This window comes from Clostridium sp. ATCC 25772 (assembly GCF_001573875.1).
Taxonomy (GTDB): domain Bacteria; phylum Bacillota; class Clostridia; order Clostridiales; family Clostridiaceae; genus Clostridium_J; species Clostridium_J senegalense.
Window position 1 is genome coordinate 1 of record NZ_LFRG01000062.1, and the last position, 14,872, is coordinate 14,872.

Here is a 14,872-nt window from a genome sequence, read left to right on the forward strand (position 1 = left end):
AAATCCATTCCACTTACAAATCTTTTTTCTTTTTGATAAATTTCTTTATTATGAGCAAGATAGAAATTATATATAAACCTTGATATGCCTATAGTTTGATGTATTTTTATTTTTTGTGCTAAAGTAGGTTTAATCTCCATCTTGTAAGCTCTTTTCAATCTCCTTATCCTCCCTAACGTTGAAGTGTTTTTACTGATACGTTTAGTAATTCAGCAAAATCTTTTGGCTTATAATTTGTAATATGTTTCATTTAATATACTCACTTCCTTTTATGAGTACATTTCAACACATTTTTACACTAATTTCGATAAATTTAGCAACTATTACTTAGCTCCTAGAAATTAGACATTTATCTAAATTTATAAAAATAATTAATCTTCTTTTTCTTCCCATTCCATAGCTCTTACAACTGCTCTTTTCCAGCCTTTATAAAGCCTTTCTTTTTCTTCTTCACTTAAGTTTGGCATATATTCATTATCTATATTCCACTTATCTTTAATCTCTTCTTTACTTTCCCAGAACCCTACTGCAAGTCCAGCAAGATAAGCTGCTCCTAATGCTGTAGTTTCTCTTATAAGTGGTCTTCTTACTGTCTTTCCTAATATGTCAGATTGGAATTGTAACAAGAATCCATTAGAACTTGCTCCACCATCTACTTTTAACTCTGTAAGACACATTCCTGTATCTTCAACCATTGCATCTATAACATCTTTAGTTTGATATGCTATAGATTCAAGTGCAGCTCTGATTATATGGTTTCTATTTGCACCTCTTGTAAGTCCAAATATTGCACCACGTGCATACATATCCCAGTATGGTGCGCCAAGTCCAGTGAAGGCTGGAACTATGTAAACTCCACCATTATCTTTAACTTTTTTTGCAAAATACTCTGTATCGTGAGCATCATTAACAATTCTAAGTTCATCTCTAAGCCATTGAATAACAGCTCCACCAACGAATACACTACCTTCTAGTGCATATTGAATTTTATTATCTATTCCTATTGCAATTGTTGTTATAAGTCCATTTTTACTGTTTATGATTTCATCACCAGTATTCATAAGTAAGAAGCAACCTGTTCCGTAAGTATTTTTTGCAGAACCTTTTTCAAAACATGCTTGACCAAATAATGCTGCTTGTTGGTCTCCAGCTATTCCTGCTATTGGAACTCTAGTACCACCTTTACCTCCAAGGTTTGTTCTTCCATATACTTCACTACTGTTTTTAACTTCTGGTAAAATATTTTCTGGTATATCTAAAATCTCTAGTAATTTTTTATCCCATTGTAATGTTTTTATGTTGAAAAGCATTGTTCTTGATGCATTTGTATAATCTGTTGCATGAACTTTTCCATTAGTAAGTTTCCATAAAAGCCATGTATCAACTGTTCCGAATAAAATTTGACCTTTTTCTGCTTTTTCTCTTACACCTTCAACATTATCTAAAATCCATTTTATTTTTGTAGCTGAAAAGTAAGCATCTACAACAAGACCTGTATTTTCTCTTATATATTCTTCATGACCATCTTTTTTTAATTTGTCACATATATCTGCCGTTCTTCTACATTGCCATCCAATTGCATTGTAAACAGGTTTTCCTGTCTCTTTATCCCATAAAACTGTAGTTTCCCTCTGATTTGTAATTCCTATAGCTGCTATATTTTCTGCTAATAATCCTGTTTTTGCTAAAGCTTCTATAAGTACTCCATATTGAGATGCAAATATCTCCATAGGATCTTGCTCAACCCATCCTTTTTTAGGATAAAAACATGTTATTTCCTTTTGGACTATCTCTAAAATATTTTGATCCTTGTCAAAAACTATCGCCCTTGAACTAGTCGTCCCCTGATCTAAAGCCACAATATACTTTTCCATTAATAATCCCTCCAAACAAATAAAAAAAGCTACAAAAACAACACACCCCCACTTTAAGCATAATCAAATAAATAGTAGACTAATATTTTAAATATTTAATCCTTTATTTCTTTTCATATGCCTTAACGGCGTTTTTGTTTTTGTAGCTTTTCTCTAATTCTCTCGCTACATAAACCATATATCTTTTTTAGTAGAGGAAACTGCTGTAGCTCCAGCTTGAAGCGCAGTCATTATATCCTCTTTATCCTGTATTAGCCCACCAGCAATAACTGGTACTTTTGCAAAACCAACTACGGTTTTAATTATTTTAGGCATAACTCCAGGTAATATTTCTATTGCATCTGCATATCCTGCATTCATATATTTTTTACTACCTTCCAAAGACAATGAATCAAGTATGAAACATCTTTGGACTGTTATAAATCCGTTTTCTTTAGCTTTTTTTATTATGTTTGATTTTGTACTAATTACTCCATCTGCCGATGTATTATTTTTTAAAAAGGTTATTACTATATCTCGATTTGCAAGTCCATCAACTAAATCGATATGAACTATAGCTATTTTATTTTTTTCTTTAATCCTTTTAGTTATATCGGATATGTTACATATATCACCAAAAAGAACAAACACGACTTTTGAGTCGGATTCTAAAGCCTTACAAAGACCATCCATATCTTTAACTGCAGATACTATCGGTGACTGTTCTAATGCGTCATAAAAAACATTTCTCATCTAATCAACCTTTTCAAAGTTATTATAAATATAAAAACTTTATTCATATTTATTAATATTATAATATAAATCATATAAAAAATAAACCTATTAATTTTTTACAGATAAATATTTACCACTTTTTAATACATTATTCATTTTGTGCATATGAGTTTAATATATCATCAAATTTATTTTTATTAAGAATATGAAGTACCACGCCACTTACTTCATAACTAGACGTATCTCCATCTCTTCTTAATTTTTTTAAAGTTTTCATTATATCAGATACTAACAATTCTACATCTGAATTATTTAGCATAGTTGCTGAATCTTTTGCTGCATTTTCAATACTTACTTTTATTTTGTCTTTTTTAAGTTCCTCTATTCTTCCGTTTTTCTTTATTATGTTCATTTTTTCACCTCGTATTTTTAATTTTTAGTTATTATGTATAATTTTTTAAATTTTTAGAAAATTTTTCACCTTCCTTCTATATCAAATAGTATATAATAATATGTAATTCTAAATGTAATATTGAATTCTTAATCATGGTATTAATAAATAATGCTATATTTGGAATCCTATATATACATAAGGTTACAAACTTAATTTTCTAGTTAAGAGTGAAGAGTTATAATCTTTACCTTAAAGTAATAATTATCTTAATAAATTAGTTCTAAAACTTATAATCTTAAATTATTTTTTAAAAGAGGTTCTATATGAAATTATTTGATAAATCTAAAAATATATACTTAATAAAAACTATATCTACTTCATATGAAAATATAAGATTTTCTTATTGGGAAAATTTACTCTTTGAAGCAATTTATAAAATACTTACTATTAGTATTTTTACACCATTTATTTCTTTGATATTTAATAAATTTCTTTATTTTGCTGGTTTTAATAGTTTAACCAATGGAGAACTTATAAGATTTGGACTTAGTAGATATGGATTCTTAACATTTATTGTTTTGACACCAATAATAATAGGAGTTATATTTATAGAACTTTCTGTTCTTATAATAATCTCTTATTTTAGTAACTATAAAAAACGTATAAATTTAAAATCATCACTAAAAAAAACTTTCTCAAATATTAAAATTATATTCGGTTTTGGAATGATTCATATGGCATTATATTTAATTCTTCTTTTGCCATTATTTAATGTAGGTGCTAACTCATCTTTAATTCCATCTTTAAGTATTCCTAATTTTGTTTCAGATGAACTTATGAAAACAACTTTAGGTGGAATTTTATATTTATTAGTATTAGCAGTTATTTTTTACTTAAACGTAAGATGGATATATTCTATTCATATTGTGATTTTAGAGGGAGAAACAAGTTTTAGGCGTGCTGCTAAGAAAAGTAGTGAAATAGTAAAGAAAAATTATATTAAAACTGTTGTTATTTTAATTAGCTCTATAATTTTATTCTTTTTACTTTATATACTGTTATCATTTTTACTAGTTTCTCTTATCTGCTTTATAATTTGGCTTGTGAATAAATCTTTTGTTTATAAATTTTCACCAGCTATTACCTTTGTAATTTCTTTAACTCTATACTATATCTTAATGACTATAACTACACCTATTGTTATTAATACACTTACAATTCTTTATTTAGATTATTGTGATAAAAAGAATATTTGTATTGATAATATAGAATTTACTAGTAATGACAAAAAACAAAGTTTTACTGTAAAACATAAGAAAGTAATTTTATCTCTTGTAATAGTGCCAGCTCTTTTGTTTTTTGTAATAACTTCTCTATTGGTAGATAGTTCTATTGTTAGGGCTGTAAATGATACCCATAATAATTTTAAAATTATGGCTCATAGAGGTTATACAAATGCAGGTGTTGAAAATAGTTTAGAAGCTATAGAAGGGGCAATAAATGCCAATGCAGACTTTGCTGAAATAGATGTACTTCAAACTAAAGATAATAAACTTATAGTTATCCATGATACTAATCTTAAAAGGCTTGCAAAGAAAAATGTAAATGTATATGACTTAACCTTAGATGAAATTAAAACGCTACAAACTTCTCAAAATGGATTTGTAAGTAAAATTCCTACTTTAGATGAAGTTTTAAAATTTTCTAAAGGTCGTATTAAGCTAAATATAGAGTTAAAACTTCATGGGTACGAAAATAATTTTGTAGATGATTTTTTAAATATATTAAATGAAAATGATTTTTATAATGATTGCATAGTTCAATCTATTAACTATAATATTTTAAAGGAAGTTAATAAAAAGGCTCCTAAATTAACAGTAGGATATATAGTGGTTGCAGGTATTCCAAATGTTGAATTTATGGATATTGATTTTTTATCCGTTGAAGAATCTATTATAAGTAATAAACTCATAATGGCCTGTAGATTATTTAATAAAGATATTTATGTTTGGACTGCAAATACATTAACTTCAATAGAAGAATATTACTATATGGGTGTAGATGGAGTAATTACCGATGAGGTAAAAGCTGCTAGAGAATTAATAGACTCTATATCTAAAGATAATTTTCAATTTCAACTTAATGATTTAATTCAATCTTTTATTTAAGTTTTAACTTATTAATAAGGAGAGTTTTATATGAACTCTCTTTATTTTTTCACCTCTAATTAATATAGTTGTATATAATTTTATACATTTATATAATAACTCTCGAAGATTTTCAACATTAATGTAATTTGTTAAAATAATTTTTATGTTTTTACAAGTATTATAATTCACAATACTTTTGGTATATTATATATAGTTTTATTCATATTCTGTATATTAATACATTATTTTATGTATATTCCACTTATAAATTGTATTTTTATTTGATTTTATGACGAAAAAGGGTGGACTTTTTTCATTTTCTGTATTATTATAATAAGAAATTGTATATTTATAAACTAAAGAAGGAGGAATTATATATGCTAAAAACAGAAAAGGCATCTTATTCTAAAGGGAACTTATTATTATTTTTATTACCATCTTTAATTGGCGTATTGTTTTTCATGACACCTGTTCCCCATGAAGGCGAATTAACAATACCAGTGGCCATACTATCTAGGGCTTTACTTAATAGACTAATCGATTTTATGCCATACATAGTATGCTTTATGATTACTTTAGCTGCACTTGGAACATTAGTAACTAAATTAGTAAAACCTAATTTTATTATAAATAATAAATTTTTTAATTCATTATTTAATATTTCACCAATTTGGGCTGCATCAAGATTTTTCGGAATGATTTTTGTAATATGTGCTACTTTTAATATTGGTCCAAATTTCATTGTATCAGAAAACACAGGTGGACTTTTACTTTATGATTTACTACCAATTCTATTCTCAGTATTTTTATTTGCTGGATTATTTCTACCACTGTTATTAAACTTTGGATTATTAGAATTCGTAGGAACTTTTTGTAGTAAAGTAATGAGACCAGTTTTCGGATTGCCTGGTCGTTCATCTATAGATTGTATAACTTCTTGGCTTGGTGATGGAACTATAGGTGTACTACTTACTAGCAAACAATATGAGGAAGGTTATTATTCTGCTAAAGAAGCTTCAATAATAAGTACAAGCTTCTCTGCTGTTTCAATAACATTTAGTTTAGTTGTAATAGCTCAAGTAGGACTTTCTAATATGTTTATACCATTTTACTTAACTGTTACATTATGTGGAATAATTTTAGCTATAATAACTCCACGTATACCACCACTTTCAAAAAAAAGTAGAAACTTTTTTAATAATGCTAAAGCAGAAAATAAGGAAATCATTCCTGAAGGTTACACTTCTTATCAATGGGCTTTAACTCAAGCATTAGAAAGAGCTGAAAAAAACAAAAACTTCTCTGAATTAGTTTTTGAAGGTGTAAAAAATGTTTTAGATATGTGGCTTGGAGTTCTTCCTATTGTTATGGCTATAGGAACATTTGCTTTAATAATTGCTGAGTATACTCCAGTTTTCCAAATACTTGGTATGCCGTTCATACCAATACTTAATCTATTACATATCCCAGAAGCAGCAGCTGCTTCTCAAACTTTAATAGTAGGTTTTGCAGATATGTTCTTGCCAACAGTTATAGGTGCTACAATAGTTAGCCCAATGACAAGATTTATCATAGCATGTATATCTGTAGTTCAATTAATATATATGTCTGAAATAGGCGGACTTATACTTGGTTCAAAAATACCAGTTTCATTAAAAGATTTATTTATAATCTTCTTAGAAAGAACATTAATTGCTCTTCCTATTGTGTCATTAATAGCACACATAATATTCTAATAAACAAAGAAATCTCAAAATGAATAAAACATTTTGAGATTTTTTTATTTCTATTTTTCTACAATGTTCATTATTTTATCATATAAATCCCCTTCAATAAGATTATTCATATTTCCATAATAAAGTTTTTTATCATTATAAAATATAGTTCCAATATAAATTTTAGGTTCAGCATATACATAATATATTTCATCATATTTACTAAAATCATCTATATTATATTTAATCTCACCAAATAACTTCTCAAGTTGAAGAACTATTTCCTTATCAATTAAAACTTTCTCCATCTCATTTTCATCTGATATATTTCCTTTGTATAACATATATTTTGAATATTTTTCTAAACCTTCTTTTACTGAATTATCTTTCTCTACTTTATTAGCTTTAGTATATTTCATACTATAACCTTGATACACTTCTAAATCTGTAAACTCTTCATCATTTTTTTCTCCTACAATTGGTTCATCAAAAACAATTCTAGCTAATAGTCCTCCTTTGTTTCTTGAAAGACTACCTAGTGGCTTTGTTCTATTAGCCTCTGGAAATCCACCACCTACTGGAAAGTATACATTCTCCCTAAACTCTATTGGAGCATATTTATAACTATCTTTAGTAAGATATGTTGCTACAACATCACCTTTCATATTTTTTAGTGCAATTATATATCCTAAGATAATTATTGATAATATAATAAGTATAATTACTAAAATCCAATTTGCTTTTTTATTCTTCATATACATCACACCAACTCCCCCTCTAAATTTATATTCTAATTAATTTTATAATTAGCGTAAATTTAAATCATAACATTATATCTATTATTATGTTAACAAACTGTGAATTAACCTCATTTTTACATAAATTATAATATAGTTGAAAAAAGCTGTATTAAAATAGATTTGTTCTTCTATTTTAATACAGCTAATTTAAATAAATTATTAATCTTCATCAAAGAAATCTAAATATGAATAGGTTTCTCCGTCCTTTTTCCATCCTAATATTGCATCCATGTTTACATTCTGTGCTGCTCTGAATATAGATTTATCTACATCTTTAAAGTTTTTCTTTAAATCTGCTATCATATCCTTTATCTCAAAACGTTTGTTTCCTATTTTCTTTGCAGCTACCATACATGCACAATTTAATGGCCATATACCACTGTTTTGAATGAATTTTTGTATATATGGCTCTTCTACATAATAAAGTGGTCTTATAAGCTCTAATCCTTCAAAATTAGTTGCTTTTAATTTTGGAAGCATCGTTTTAAAGTTTCCTGCATATAAAACATTTAACATTGTAGTTTCTATTACGTCATTAAAATGGTGACCTAGTGCAAGTTTATTACATCCAAGTTCTTGAGCCTTTGAATATAATGCACCTCTACGCATTCTCGCACACATATAACATGGATAATCTTTAGCTATGTCATCAACAATTTTAAATATCCCTGAGTCAAATATATGTATAGGTATATTTAAGTAATTACAGTTGTCAATTAAAAGCTGTTTAATATCTTCATGATAACCAGGGTCCATAGCTATAAATTCTAATTCAAAATCCATTTGGCCATGTCTTTTTAATTCCTGAAAACATTTTGCCATAACTAAACTGTCTTTTCCTCCGGATATAGCTACTGCAATTTTATCTCCATCTTCTACTAATTTATAGTCTTTTATAGCCTTTATAAATTTAGACCATATATGTTTTCTATATTTTTTTATTAAGCTTCTTTCAATTTCTTGTATAGGGCGTCTTTCGTTAAATGGAATTAATACTTCACATCCACTACCAGCTAATCCCTCTTTATTTTCTTCACTCATATTTACACCTCACTTACCTTTAAAATATTATAACACCAATCTATAGTGATACAAACTCACTTTTGAACTTCTATATTAAAATAATAAAAAAGAGTTTAAAAATTTAGCTTATAAAAACTTATTTTCTAAACTCTCTTATATAACTTTGTAAATTATTTATCTTGAGCTTCTTGAATAGATTTTTTTACAGCAAGTTTTATAACAAAATATAAAATTAAAAATTTTATACAAGTTAACCCCAAAGCCATTAATTGTGGTATTAAAGCCATACTCATAAATACTCCCCCTAATTTTACAGTTAATAATATTATACTATATAACTAAGTTTATATGCTTTTTAAACATTTACTTTCATAATTAAAAATAAACATTATCTATAGTTTAATAATTATTTACTAAACTTAAATTAAAGGTTATTTATATGTTTTAATATTTAATAGTTTTTATAGATGTGTCTTGAAAAAATGTATTTGCATTATAAAGCATTAACATTTCATCTATTTCATTCTTTTCTATTAATTTTGATAAGTCTTCTGTATAGTATCTTAAATCTACCATATATATTTCACTAAAATCATTTATTAAAAACGGAACAAAAGAATTAGCATAAGAATCCTTTACTATAAGCAACTTTCTATCACTATTTGCTTTTGTACTTATCTTTACTAAAGGATGGTTTCCATCTAAGAAAACAGTATACTTATCTTTCTTCTTAAGGTTATCCATTGCATACATAGAATTACTCTCTTTTTCTTCTAATGGATACTCTATCTTTATATCTTCCTCTATGTTATTTTTATATTTATAAAGATTAATACTATCAGAAGATACATCTCTAAAATTACCTTTAGAGTATAGTGAACCTAAAAACTCATTACTCACTTCTACTTTATCAAAGTTATCTTTATCTGCTAAAGACAGATTCATGCTCTTAGCTAGTTCTTCATAAGCATAATATGCTCCATCAGTTGTCCAGTGATGATCCGTTTTATAGTATATGTACTCATCTTTTTTAGAGTTTAACTTTCCATATACATCTACAAAATTTATATCTTCATTTAAACCATCTTTAAACTTATCTAGATATGTTTTTTCACTAGGCTCTACTACATAGTTTGGTAACTTATCTTTAAGTATATCCACTGCAGTAGGTGCTAATACAATATATTTTTTTAACTCTTTAGATTGATTATCAAAGTTATTGATAGCATTTACCCTAGTATCAACCTCTTCTTGTGATGGTGCTTTAAATTTTTCAAGTAAATAATCATCTTTTCCTAAGTAAACATCATTACTTTCTTTTTTTCCTATAAATTTATCACATTTAGATTTTAATTCTACCCAAAAATCTCTAAATGCAAATTGGTCAGAAATATATTCTTCATATTTTTTAGTAAATTTACCTTCAAGCAAAGATTCTATTGAAAACTTAGGCTTCTTTTGAAGCACTCTATTTTCCAACTCTGAAAAATCTTTATTTGGAGTTATTATATTTAAAGCTACAATAGATGTAAAAAATCCAATAAACATTATAGCTACAATTATCTTTAATAATTTATTATTTTTGTTCAACACTTTCACCTCTTTTAAGCTAATTATTCATACTTCTAAAATCTAAAGTATAAGAATGGATTATAAGTTTCATTAACTAAATAAGCCACTGATATAACTAACATTATTAAGTATATACTTGGTAATATTACTATCTTTAAAGTTTTTAGTTTTATTTTTATAAAATCAACTAATCTTTTTAAAATAGGTGTTGAACATATTATAACTGCTATGATTAATCCTATATTAGTTGTGAAATAATACATTGTCATACTATCCATTAAAGGATTGCTATTAAGACCAAACATAACTTTTATGTACTTTAAGGCACTATTTAATGTTTCTACATCAAAGAACACCCAACCGATTATAACTAGTACCATTGCATATAAATTAGCAATAAATCCAGGCATTTTTTCAAGCCATTTTAATAAGAACATTTTCTCTATTACTAATATACATCCAAAGTAAAGTCCCCAAACTATAAAGTTCCAACTTGCTCCATGCCAAAGGCCAGTAAGAAACCAAACTATAAATAAATTTCTTAAATGTTTCCCTAGTGAAACTCTATTACCACCTAACGGTATGTATACATATTCTCTAAACCAAGAGCCTAAAGATATATGCCATCTACGCCAAAACTCTGTAATACTCTTTGATATATATGGGTAATTAAAGTTTTTCATAAAATCAAAACCTAACATTTTTCCAAGACCGATTGCCATGTCTGAATACCCACTAAAATCAAAATATATTTGGAAGGTAAATGCTATTATACCAAGCCACGCTCCAATCACAGTAACATCATTTATTGGAGTATTTTTAATAGTAGTCCATATAATTCCTATATTATTAGCTAGTAAAACTTTTTTAGCTAAACCTACTATAAATAATTCGCATCCTTCTCCAAACTTTTCTAGTGTTTCATGCCTACTATCTATTTGTTTTGCAACTTCTCCATACTTTACAATAGGACCAGCTACTAACTGTGGGAACATTGTAACATACGCACCAAAAGATATGATGTTTTTTTGCACTGGAATCTTATCTAAATAGACATCTATAGTGTATGACATTGTCTGAAACGTATAAAATGATATACCTACAGGTAATGGTAAAGTTTTTGCTACTAAATTTAGACCAAGTAATCCATTAACGTTTGCTATAAAGAACCCGTAATATTTAAAAAATGCTAAAATTCCTAGATTAATAACCATAGAAATAATAAGAACAAGTCTTGCCTTGCTCTTATTATCTCTATATTTATCTATAAGAATTCCGTTAGTATAATCAAACACTGTTGAAAATAGCATTATTCCTATATAAACAGGCTCACCCCATGCATAAAATATAAGACTAAATATCAATAATACTAAGTTTCTTATTCTTTTAGGGGATATATAGTAAACTAGTAATGTTACAGGTAGAAATACAAATAAAAATATTAAACTACTAAATACCAATTTACGTCCCACCTTAATTATTAAATTTTGTTTTTATATTATTTTAAAGAACCATCAAAAGCTTCTTCTATTTTTTCTGCATCCTTTGATACTGCTAATAATATGTACGTTCTTTCAGATTTTAAAACCTTGTTTTCTACTAAATTATATTGTTCAGGAAGATAATCTTTAAATCCTTCACCATTTTCATTTACTTTTGCTTCGATTTGTTTTTTCATATCTTCAACTTTTGCTTCATCTTTAACTTTTATAACAGCTACTTCATCAGCTTGTAAGTTTGTTTTTGGTATGTAAAATGAAATTTCTTCTATATCCTCTGACTTAACGCCAACAAACTTCTCTAATTTTTCTTCACTACCTTCTTGCATATCTGCAAATTCTGTTGAATTTTTTATGTTTTCTATTACTTCTTTTGTCGTTGGGTTTTTCTCCTTAGTACTTGTCCCACAACCAGTTAACATTCCTACCGTTAATATTGCTCCAAAAGCAATTGCCATTATTTTTTTTGTTTTAGTGTTTCCTTTTAACATAATTTTCATCCTTTCTGTATTTAGACATACTCAAATAAATAATAAACTAGTATTCTCACCTATTTGCCATTAATACTTTGTCAATAAAGCCCATGTATAGCCCCACTATTGCTAGATTCACCTTTTTCTTATGACAAATATGCTTTAAATTTTTAATTTCTTACTTCCTTTTTATATGCCTTTAAAATTTTATGTACTGATTTAATTAACCTAACTTTTCATTCTCAATTTTTAAGTAGCTAAGTTTAACTCTACTTTCCCTTATAATTAATGTAAATTGTTTTTTATTTCATCTATCCATGTGCTATAAAAATTTCCTTTTACATGTTTACCATCTGGCTCAAAAGAATTATCATTTCCTTTTAAAAGCTTACCAATATCCATATAATTAACCCTTTGTCTCACACACATATCTACAATCAATTTATTAACTTCTTCTATACGAGTATTAGTAATTCCATTTGTAGCATCCTCTCCAAAACTTGCTACTGGAAATACTGATTGAACATATATAGTAGAATTGGGTACTTCTTTTTTTATATCTTCTATTAGTTTTTCATATTGTGAAATAAAATCTTCATTTTTAGAAAAACAAATCAAATCATTCATTCCATAAAGTATAAATATATTTTTAGGATTTATATCTTTTAATTGATTTACATAACTTACTGCAACTTCAGTAGTATCTCCTTTGTTAGCTAAAACTCTTTTATCCTCTACTAATTCATAAAAAGAGAACCCTTCCGTTATAGAATCTCCCATAAATGCAGATGTTGTTAAAATATTTTCATCACTGCTTGTCTTATTATTTTCTACTTTATTTTCTTTATTGTCACTCTTAACTTCTTCCTTCTCTTTAACCTCTTCATTTGTTTTAGAATCTTCTAACTGTTTGACCTCTTCTTTTTTTCCATACACCAATTCATTTTTTTTATTTACATTCTTTATATAATTAATCATTGGTATAGATGCACCAAATATAATAATCAAACATACTATTATTGCTATAATTAGTCTTTTCTCGTTAACCACAACATACTTTTTCTTTTTGTTCATAATGCACCTCAAAACATCTATGTTAAAACTTTTAAAGTTAAATACCTACATTAGTGTATATAATTACTTTAATACTAAACTATATTATCACAATTAAAAGCTATTTTAATATAATTTTTAACACTTTTACATAAAAATTTTATCATTTAATATAGCAAAATTAATTACAATAATATTAAATTATAACTAATTTTATATTATTTTTTTAAAAAATCTAAACTTTGCTATTATACTTTTTAATAAAATTAAAATTATTAACTTTTTGTTCAAAATTTTAAAACCCCTTATAGACGATTAATCTCATCAATAAGGAGTTTTTTAATTACAAAAATTTAGTATACTATTTTTGATATATTTATTTCTTTAAATTCTTATACATTTTAATCATTATATTTACAACTTCATCAATATTGTTTTTGTTATCTTTTATAAATTCTATTATTTCTTCTGCTGATGGTTGCTTATAAACATGGGCTATTCTATTTCGATATCTTCTATAAACATTTAAAAAACCATATATATCTTCATTTATAATATGATTTTCATATAATTTTTTTATAGATTTTTCCATATCATCACTGATTTTATATTGTTTTAATTCTTTTAAGCATAAAGATGTAAAGCTTTCTATTAATATAAAATACTCTAAAAAACTTTGTTTTATTGAAGATTTTATAAGTATTTTTATGTCTTCATCTTCAACTTCATATAGTTTCACTAAAGCTTTATCTAAAATTCCTAAAGTTTCTTTTATATTTTTTATTATATCGTATAAGCGTTCTTTATTCATCTAAGATCACATCTCTTTCCCTAAAATACCTAAATTCCTCATTATCTTTATAAACAATATCTGTTTTATTATAATCCATACTATACAAATCTAAATCATCATTATAGATTAATATTCCAGTATCATAAACGGATACCTTAAATTTCAAATCTAAATCATCATTATTCAAATTAATAATGTCAATTTCTCTTTTCAAAAAAATTTTTAACTTTTCTTCTAATTCCATTATACTATTTAAGCTTATTTTTTCTTTACTTAAAATTGCAATATCAACATCTGAATACTCAGCAAAATCTTTCCTTACTATACTCCCAAATACTATGACAGAATTTATTTTATATGATTTAAATAAGTCTAATATTTTCTGTGATTTAAGTATATTTATTATTTCTTTTGCATTATATAAATGGTCTAAATCATTTAAACTCATTTTTTCACCTCATATTAAATTAATATATAATGTTATTATATCCTACACTAATCCAATTATAAACATTTGTCCACTCCAACTATATAGAATATGGATTAAAATTTTAACTTATACAGCAAAACTTTAATATTATAGTGTTCCAAGTTGACTTTTAAAATTATCCATTTCAAAACTTGGATACCTAAAATAGTGAGACATGCTCCGAATCACTTAAACTTCAACACTGTATCTTGTGTAAAAATATTTTAAAGTTATTGAATAAATTTAAATTGGAGCTTGTTTCCCTATATAGGGTTCCAAATTAAATCTTAAACTTATTCATTTATCAAATGAGAAAATTCAAATTAATGTTTTATCAATAACT

The 14,872-nt window shown here is 26.2% G+C and carries 15 protein-coding genes; 2 read left to right on the forward strand and 13 right to left on the reverse strand.

The annotated features are described in order from the left end of the window. The 4 genes from AZI32_RS18110 to AZI32_RS15660 all read right to left on the reverse strand — a co-directional run. A partial coding sequence (locus AZI32_RS18110) for a helix-turn-helix domain-containing protein (protein ID WP_157450944.1) occupies nt 1-158 on the reverse strand: 158 nt, incomplete at its 3' end. A 213-nt stretch (nt 159-371) separates the two neighbouring features. After that, on the reverse strand, nt 372-1,874 hold the full coding sequence (gene glpK / locus AZI32_RS15650; RefSeq protein ID WP_010298125.1) for a glycerol kinase GlpK: 1,503 nt from the start codon (nt 1,872-1,874) through the stop codon (nt 372-374). Between the two features lie 165 nt (nt 1,875-2,039). Beyond that, the gene (locus tag AZI32_RS15655; RefSeq protein ID WP_010298128.1) at nt 2,040-2,606 is read right to left on the reverse strand and encodes a glycerol-3-phosphate responsive antiterminator; all 567 of its coding nucleotides are present in this window, start codon (nt 2,604-2,606) and stop codon (nt 2,040-2,042) included. A gap of 130 nt (nt 2,607-2,736) precedes the next feature. Then, nucleotides 2,737-3,000, reverse strand: a complete 264-nt coding sequence (locus tag AZI32_RS15660; RefSeq protein ID WP_061996714.1) for an ATP cone domain-containing protein — start codon at nt 2,998-3,000, stop codon at nt 2,737-2,739. Between the two features lie 305 nt (nt 3,001-3,305). Here AZI32_RS15660 and AZI32_RS15665 point away from each other — a divergent pair, with 305 nt between their 5' ends. Further along, a complete protein-coding gene (locus AZI32_RS15665) occupies nt 3,306-5,150 on the forward strand; it encodes a glycerophosphodiester phosphodiesterase (RefSeq protein WP_061996716.1) in 1,845 nt (614 codons plus the stop codon). 359 nt (nt 5,151-5,509) lie between these two features. After that, a complete protein-coding gene (locus tag AZI32_RS15670; RefSeq protein WP_061996717.1) occupies nt 5,510-6,868 on the forward strand; it encodes a YjiH family protein in 1,359 nt (452 codons plus the stop codon). 50 nt (nt 6,869-6,918) lie between these two features. Here the strand turns inward: AZI32_RS15670 and AZI32_RS15675 are convergent, their stop codons facing one another. The 9 genes from AZI32_RS15675 to AZI32_RS15710 all read right to left on the reverse strand — a co-directional run bounded on the left by AZI32_RS15675 (nt 6,919) and on the right by AZI32_RS15710 (nt 14,508). Continuing rightward, on the reverse strand, nt 6,919-7,611 hold the full coding sequence (locus AZI32_RS15675; protein WP_157450946.1) for a hypothetical protein: 693 nt from the start codon (nt 7,609-7,611) through the stop codon (nt 6,919-6,921). A 195-nt stretch (nt 7,612-7,806) separates the two neighbouring features. After that, a complete protein-coding gene (locus tag AZI32_RS15680; RefSeq protein WP_010298148.1) occupies nt 7,807-8,688 on the reverse strand; it encodes an ATP-binding protein in 882 nt (293 codons plus the stop codon). A gap of 152 nt (nt 8,689-8,840) precedes the next feature. Continuing rightward, entirely contained in the window at nt 8,841-8,963 is a 123-nt protein-coding gene (locus tag AZI32_RS19065; protein ID WP_275934990.1) for a hypothetical protein, read from the reverse strand. Between the two features lie 151 nt (nt 8,964-9,114). After that, on the reverse strand, nt 9,115-10,263 hold the full coding sequence (locus AZI32_RS15685) for a DHHW family protein (RefSeq protein ID WP_242865310.1): 1,149 nt from the start codon (nt 10,261-10,263) through the stop codon (nt 9,115-9,117). A gap of 32 nt (nt 10,264-10,295) precedes the next feature. After that, nucleotides 10,296-11,702 (reverse strand): MBOAT family O-acyltransferase, encoded by a 1,407-nt coding sequence (locus AZI32_RS15690; protein WP_010298153.1) that lies wholly within the window; start codon nt 11,700-11,702, stop codon nt 10,296-10,298. A gap of 38 nt (nt 11,703-11,740) precedes the next feature. Further along, entirely contained in the window at nt 11,741-12,232 is a 492-nt protein-coding gene (locus tag AZI32_RS15695) for a DUF4358 domain-containing protein (RefSeq protein ID WP_010298156.1), read from the reverse strand. Nucleotides 12,233-12,499: 267 nt separating this feature from the next. Beyond that, nucleotides 12,500-13,288, reverse strand: coding sequence for a GDSL-type esterase/lipase family protein (locus AZI32_RS15700; protein ID WP_061996723.1), 789 nt, complete (start codon nt 13,286-13,288; stop codon nt 12,500-12,502). Nucleotides 13,289-13,643: 355 nt separating this feature from the next. Beyond that, a complete protein-coding gene (locus AZI32_RS15705) occupies nt 13,644-14,078 on the reverse strand; it encodes a HepT-like ribonuclease domain-containing protein (protein ID WP_061996724.1) in 435 nt (144 codons plus the stop codon). Further along, nucleotides 14,071-14,508, reverse strand: coding sequence for a nucleotidyltransferase domain-containing protein (locus AZI32_RS15710; RefSeq protein WP_061996725.1), 438 nt, complete (start codon nt 14,506-14,508; stop codon nt 14,071-14,073). Before AZI32_RS15710 ends, AZI32_RS15705 begins: the two co-directional genes overlap by 8 nt. Nucleotides 14,509-14,872 lie beyond the last annotated feature (364 nt).

Coding starts and splice junctions, on each gene's coding strand:
- AZI32_RS15670 (WP_061996717.1), top strand. CDS start 5,510: ATGCTAAAAACAGAAAAGGCATCTTATTCTAAAGGGAACTTATTATTA.
- AZI32_RS15710 (WP_061996725.1), bottom strand. CDS start 14,508: ATGAGTTTAAATGATTTAGACCATTTATATAATGCAAAAGAAATAATA.
- glpK (WP_010298125.1), bottom strand. CDS start 1,874: ATGGAAAAGTATATTGTGGCTTTAGATCAGGGGACGACTAGTTCAAGG.
- AZI32_RS15655 (WP_010298128.1), bottom strand. CDS start 2,606: ATGAGAAATGTTTTTTATGACGCATTAGAACAGTCACCGATAGTATCT.
- AZI32_RS15665 (WP_061996716.1), top strand. CDS start 3,306: ATGAAATTATTTGATAAATCTAAAAATATATACTTAATAAAAACTATA.
- AZI32_RS19065 (WP_275934990.1), bottom strand. CDS start 8,963: ATGAGTATGGCTTTAATACCACAATTAATGGCTTTGGGGTTAACTTGT.
- AZI32_RS15705 (WP_061996724.1), bottom strand. CDS start 14,078: ATGAATAAAGAACGCTTATACGATATAATAAAAAATATAAAAGAAACT.
- AZI32_RS15680 (WP_010298148.1), bottom strand. CDS start 8,688: ATGAGTGAAGAAAATAAAGAGGGATTAGCTGGTAGTGGATGTGAAGTA.
- AZI32_RS15660 (WP_061996714.1), bottom strand. CDS start 3,000: ATGAACATAATAAAGAAAAACGGAAGAATAGAGGAACTTAAAAAAGAC.
- AZI32_RS15700 (WP_061996723.1), bottom strand. CDS start 13,288: ATGAACAAAAAGAAAAAGTATGTTGTGGTTAACGAGAAAAGACTAATT.
- AZI32_RS15695 (WP_010298156.1), bottom strand. CDS start 12,232: ATGTTAAAAGGAAACACTAAAACAAAAAAAATAATGGCAATTGCTTTT.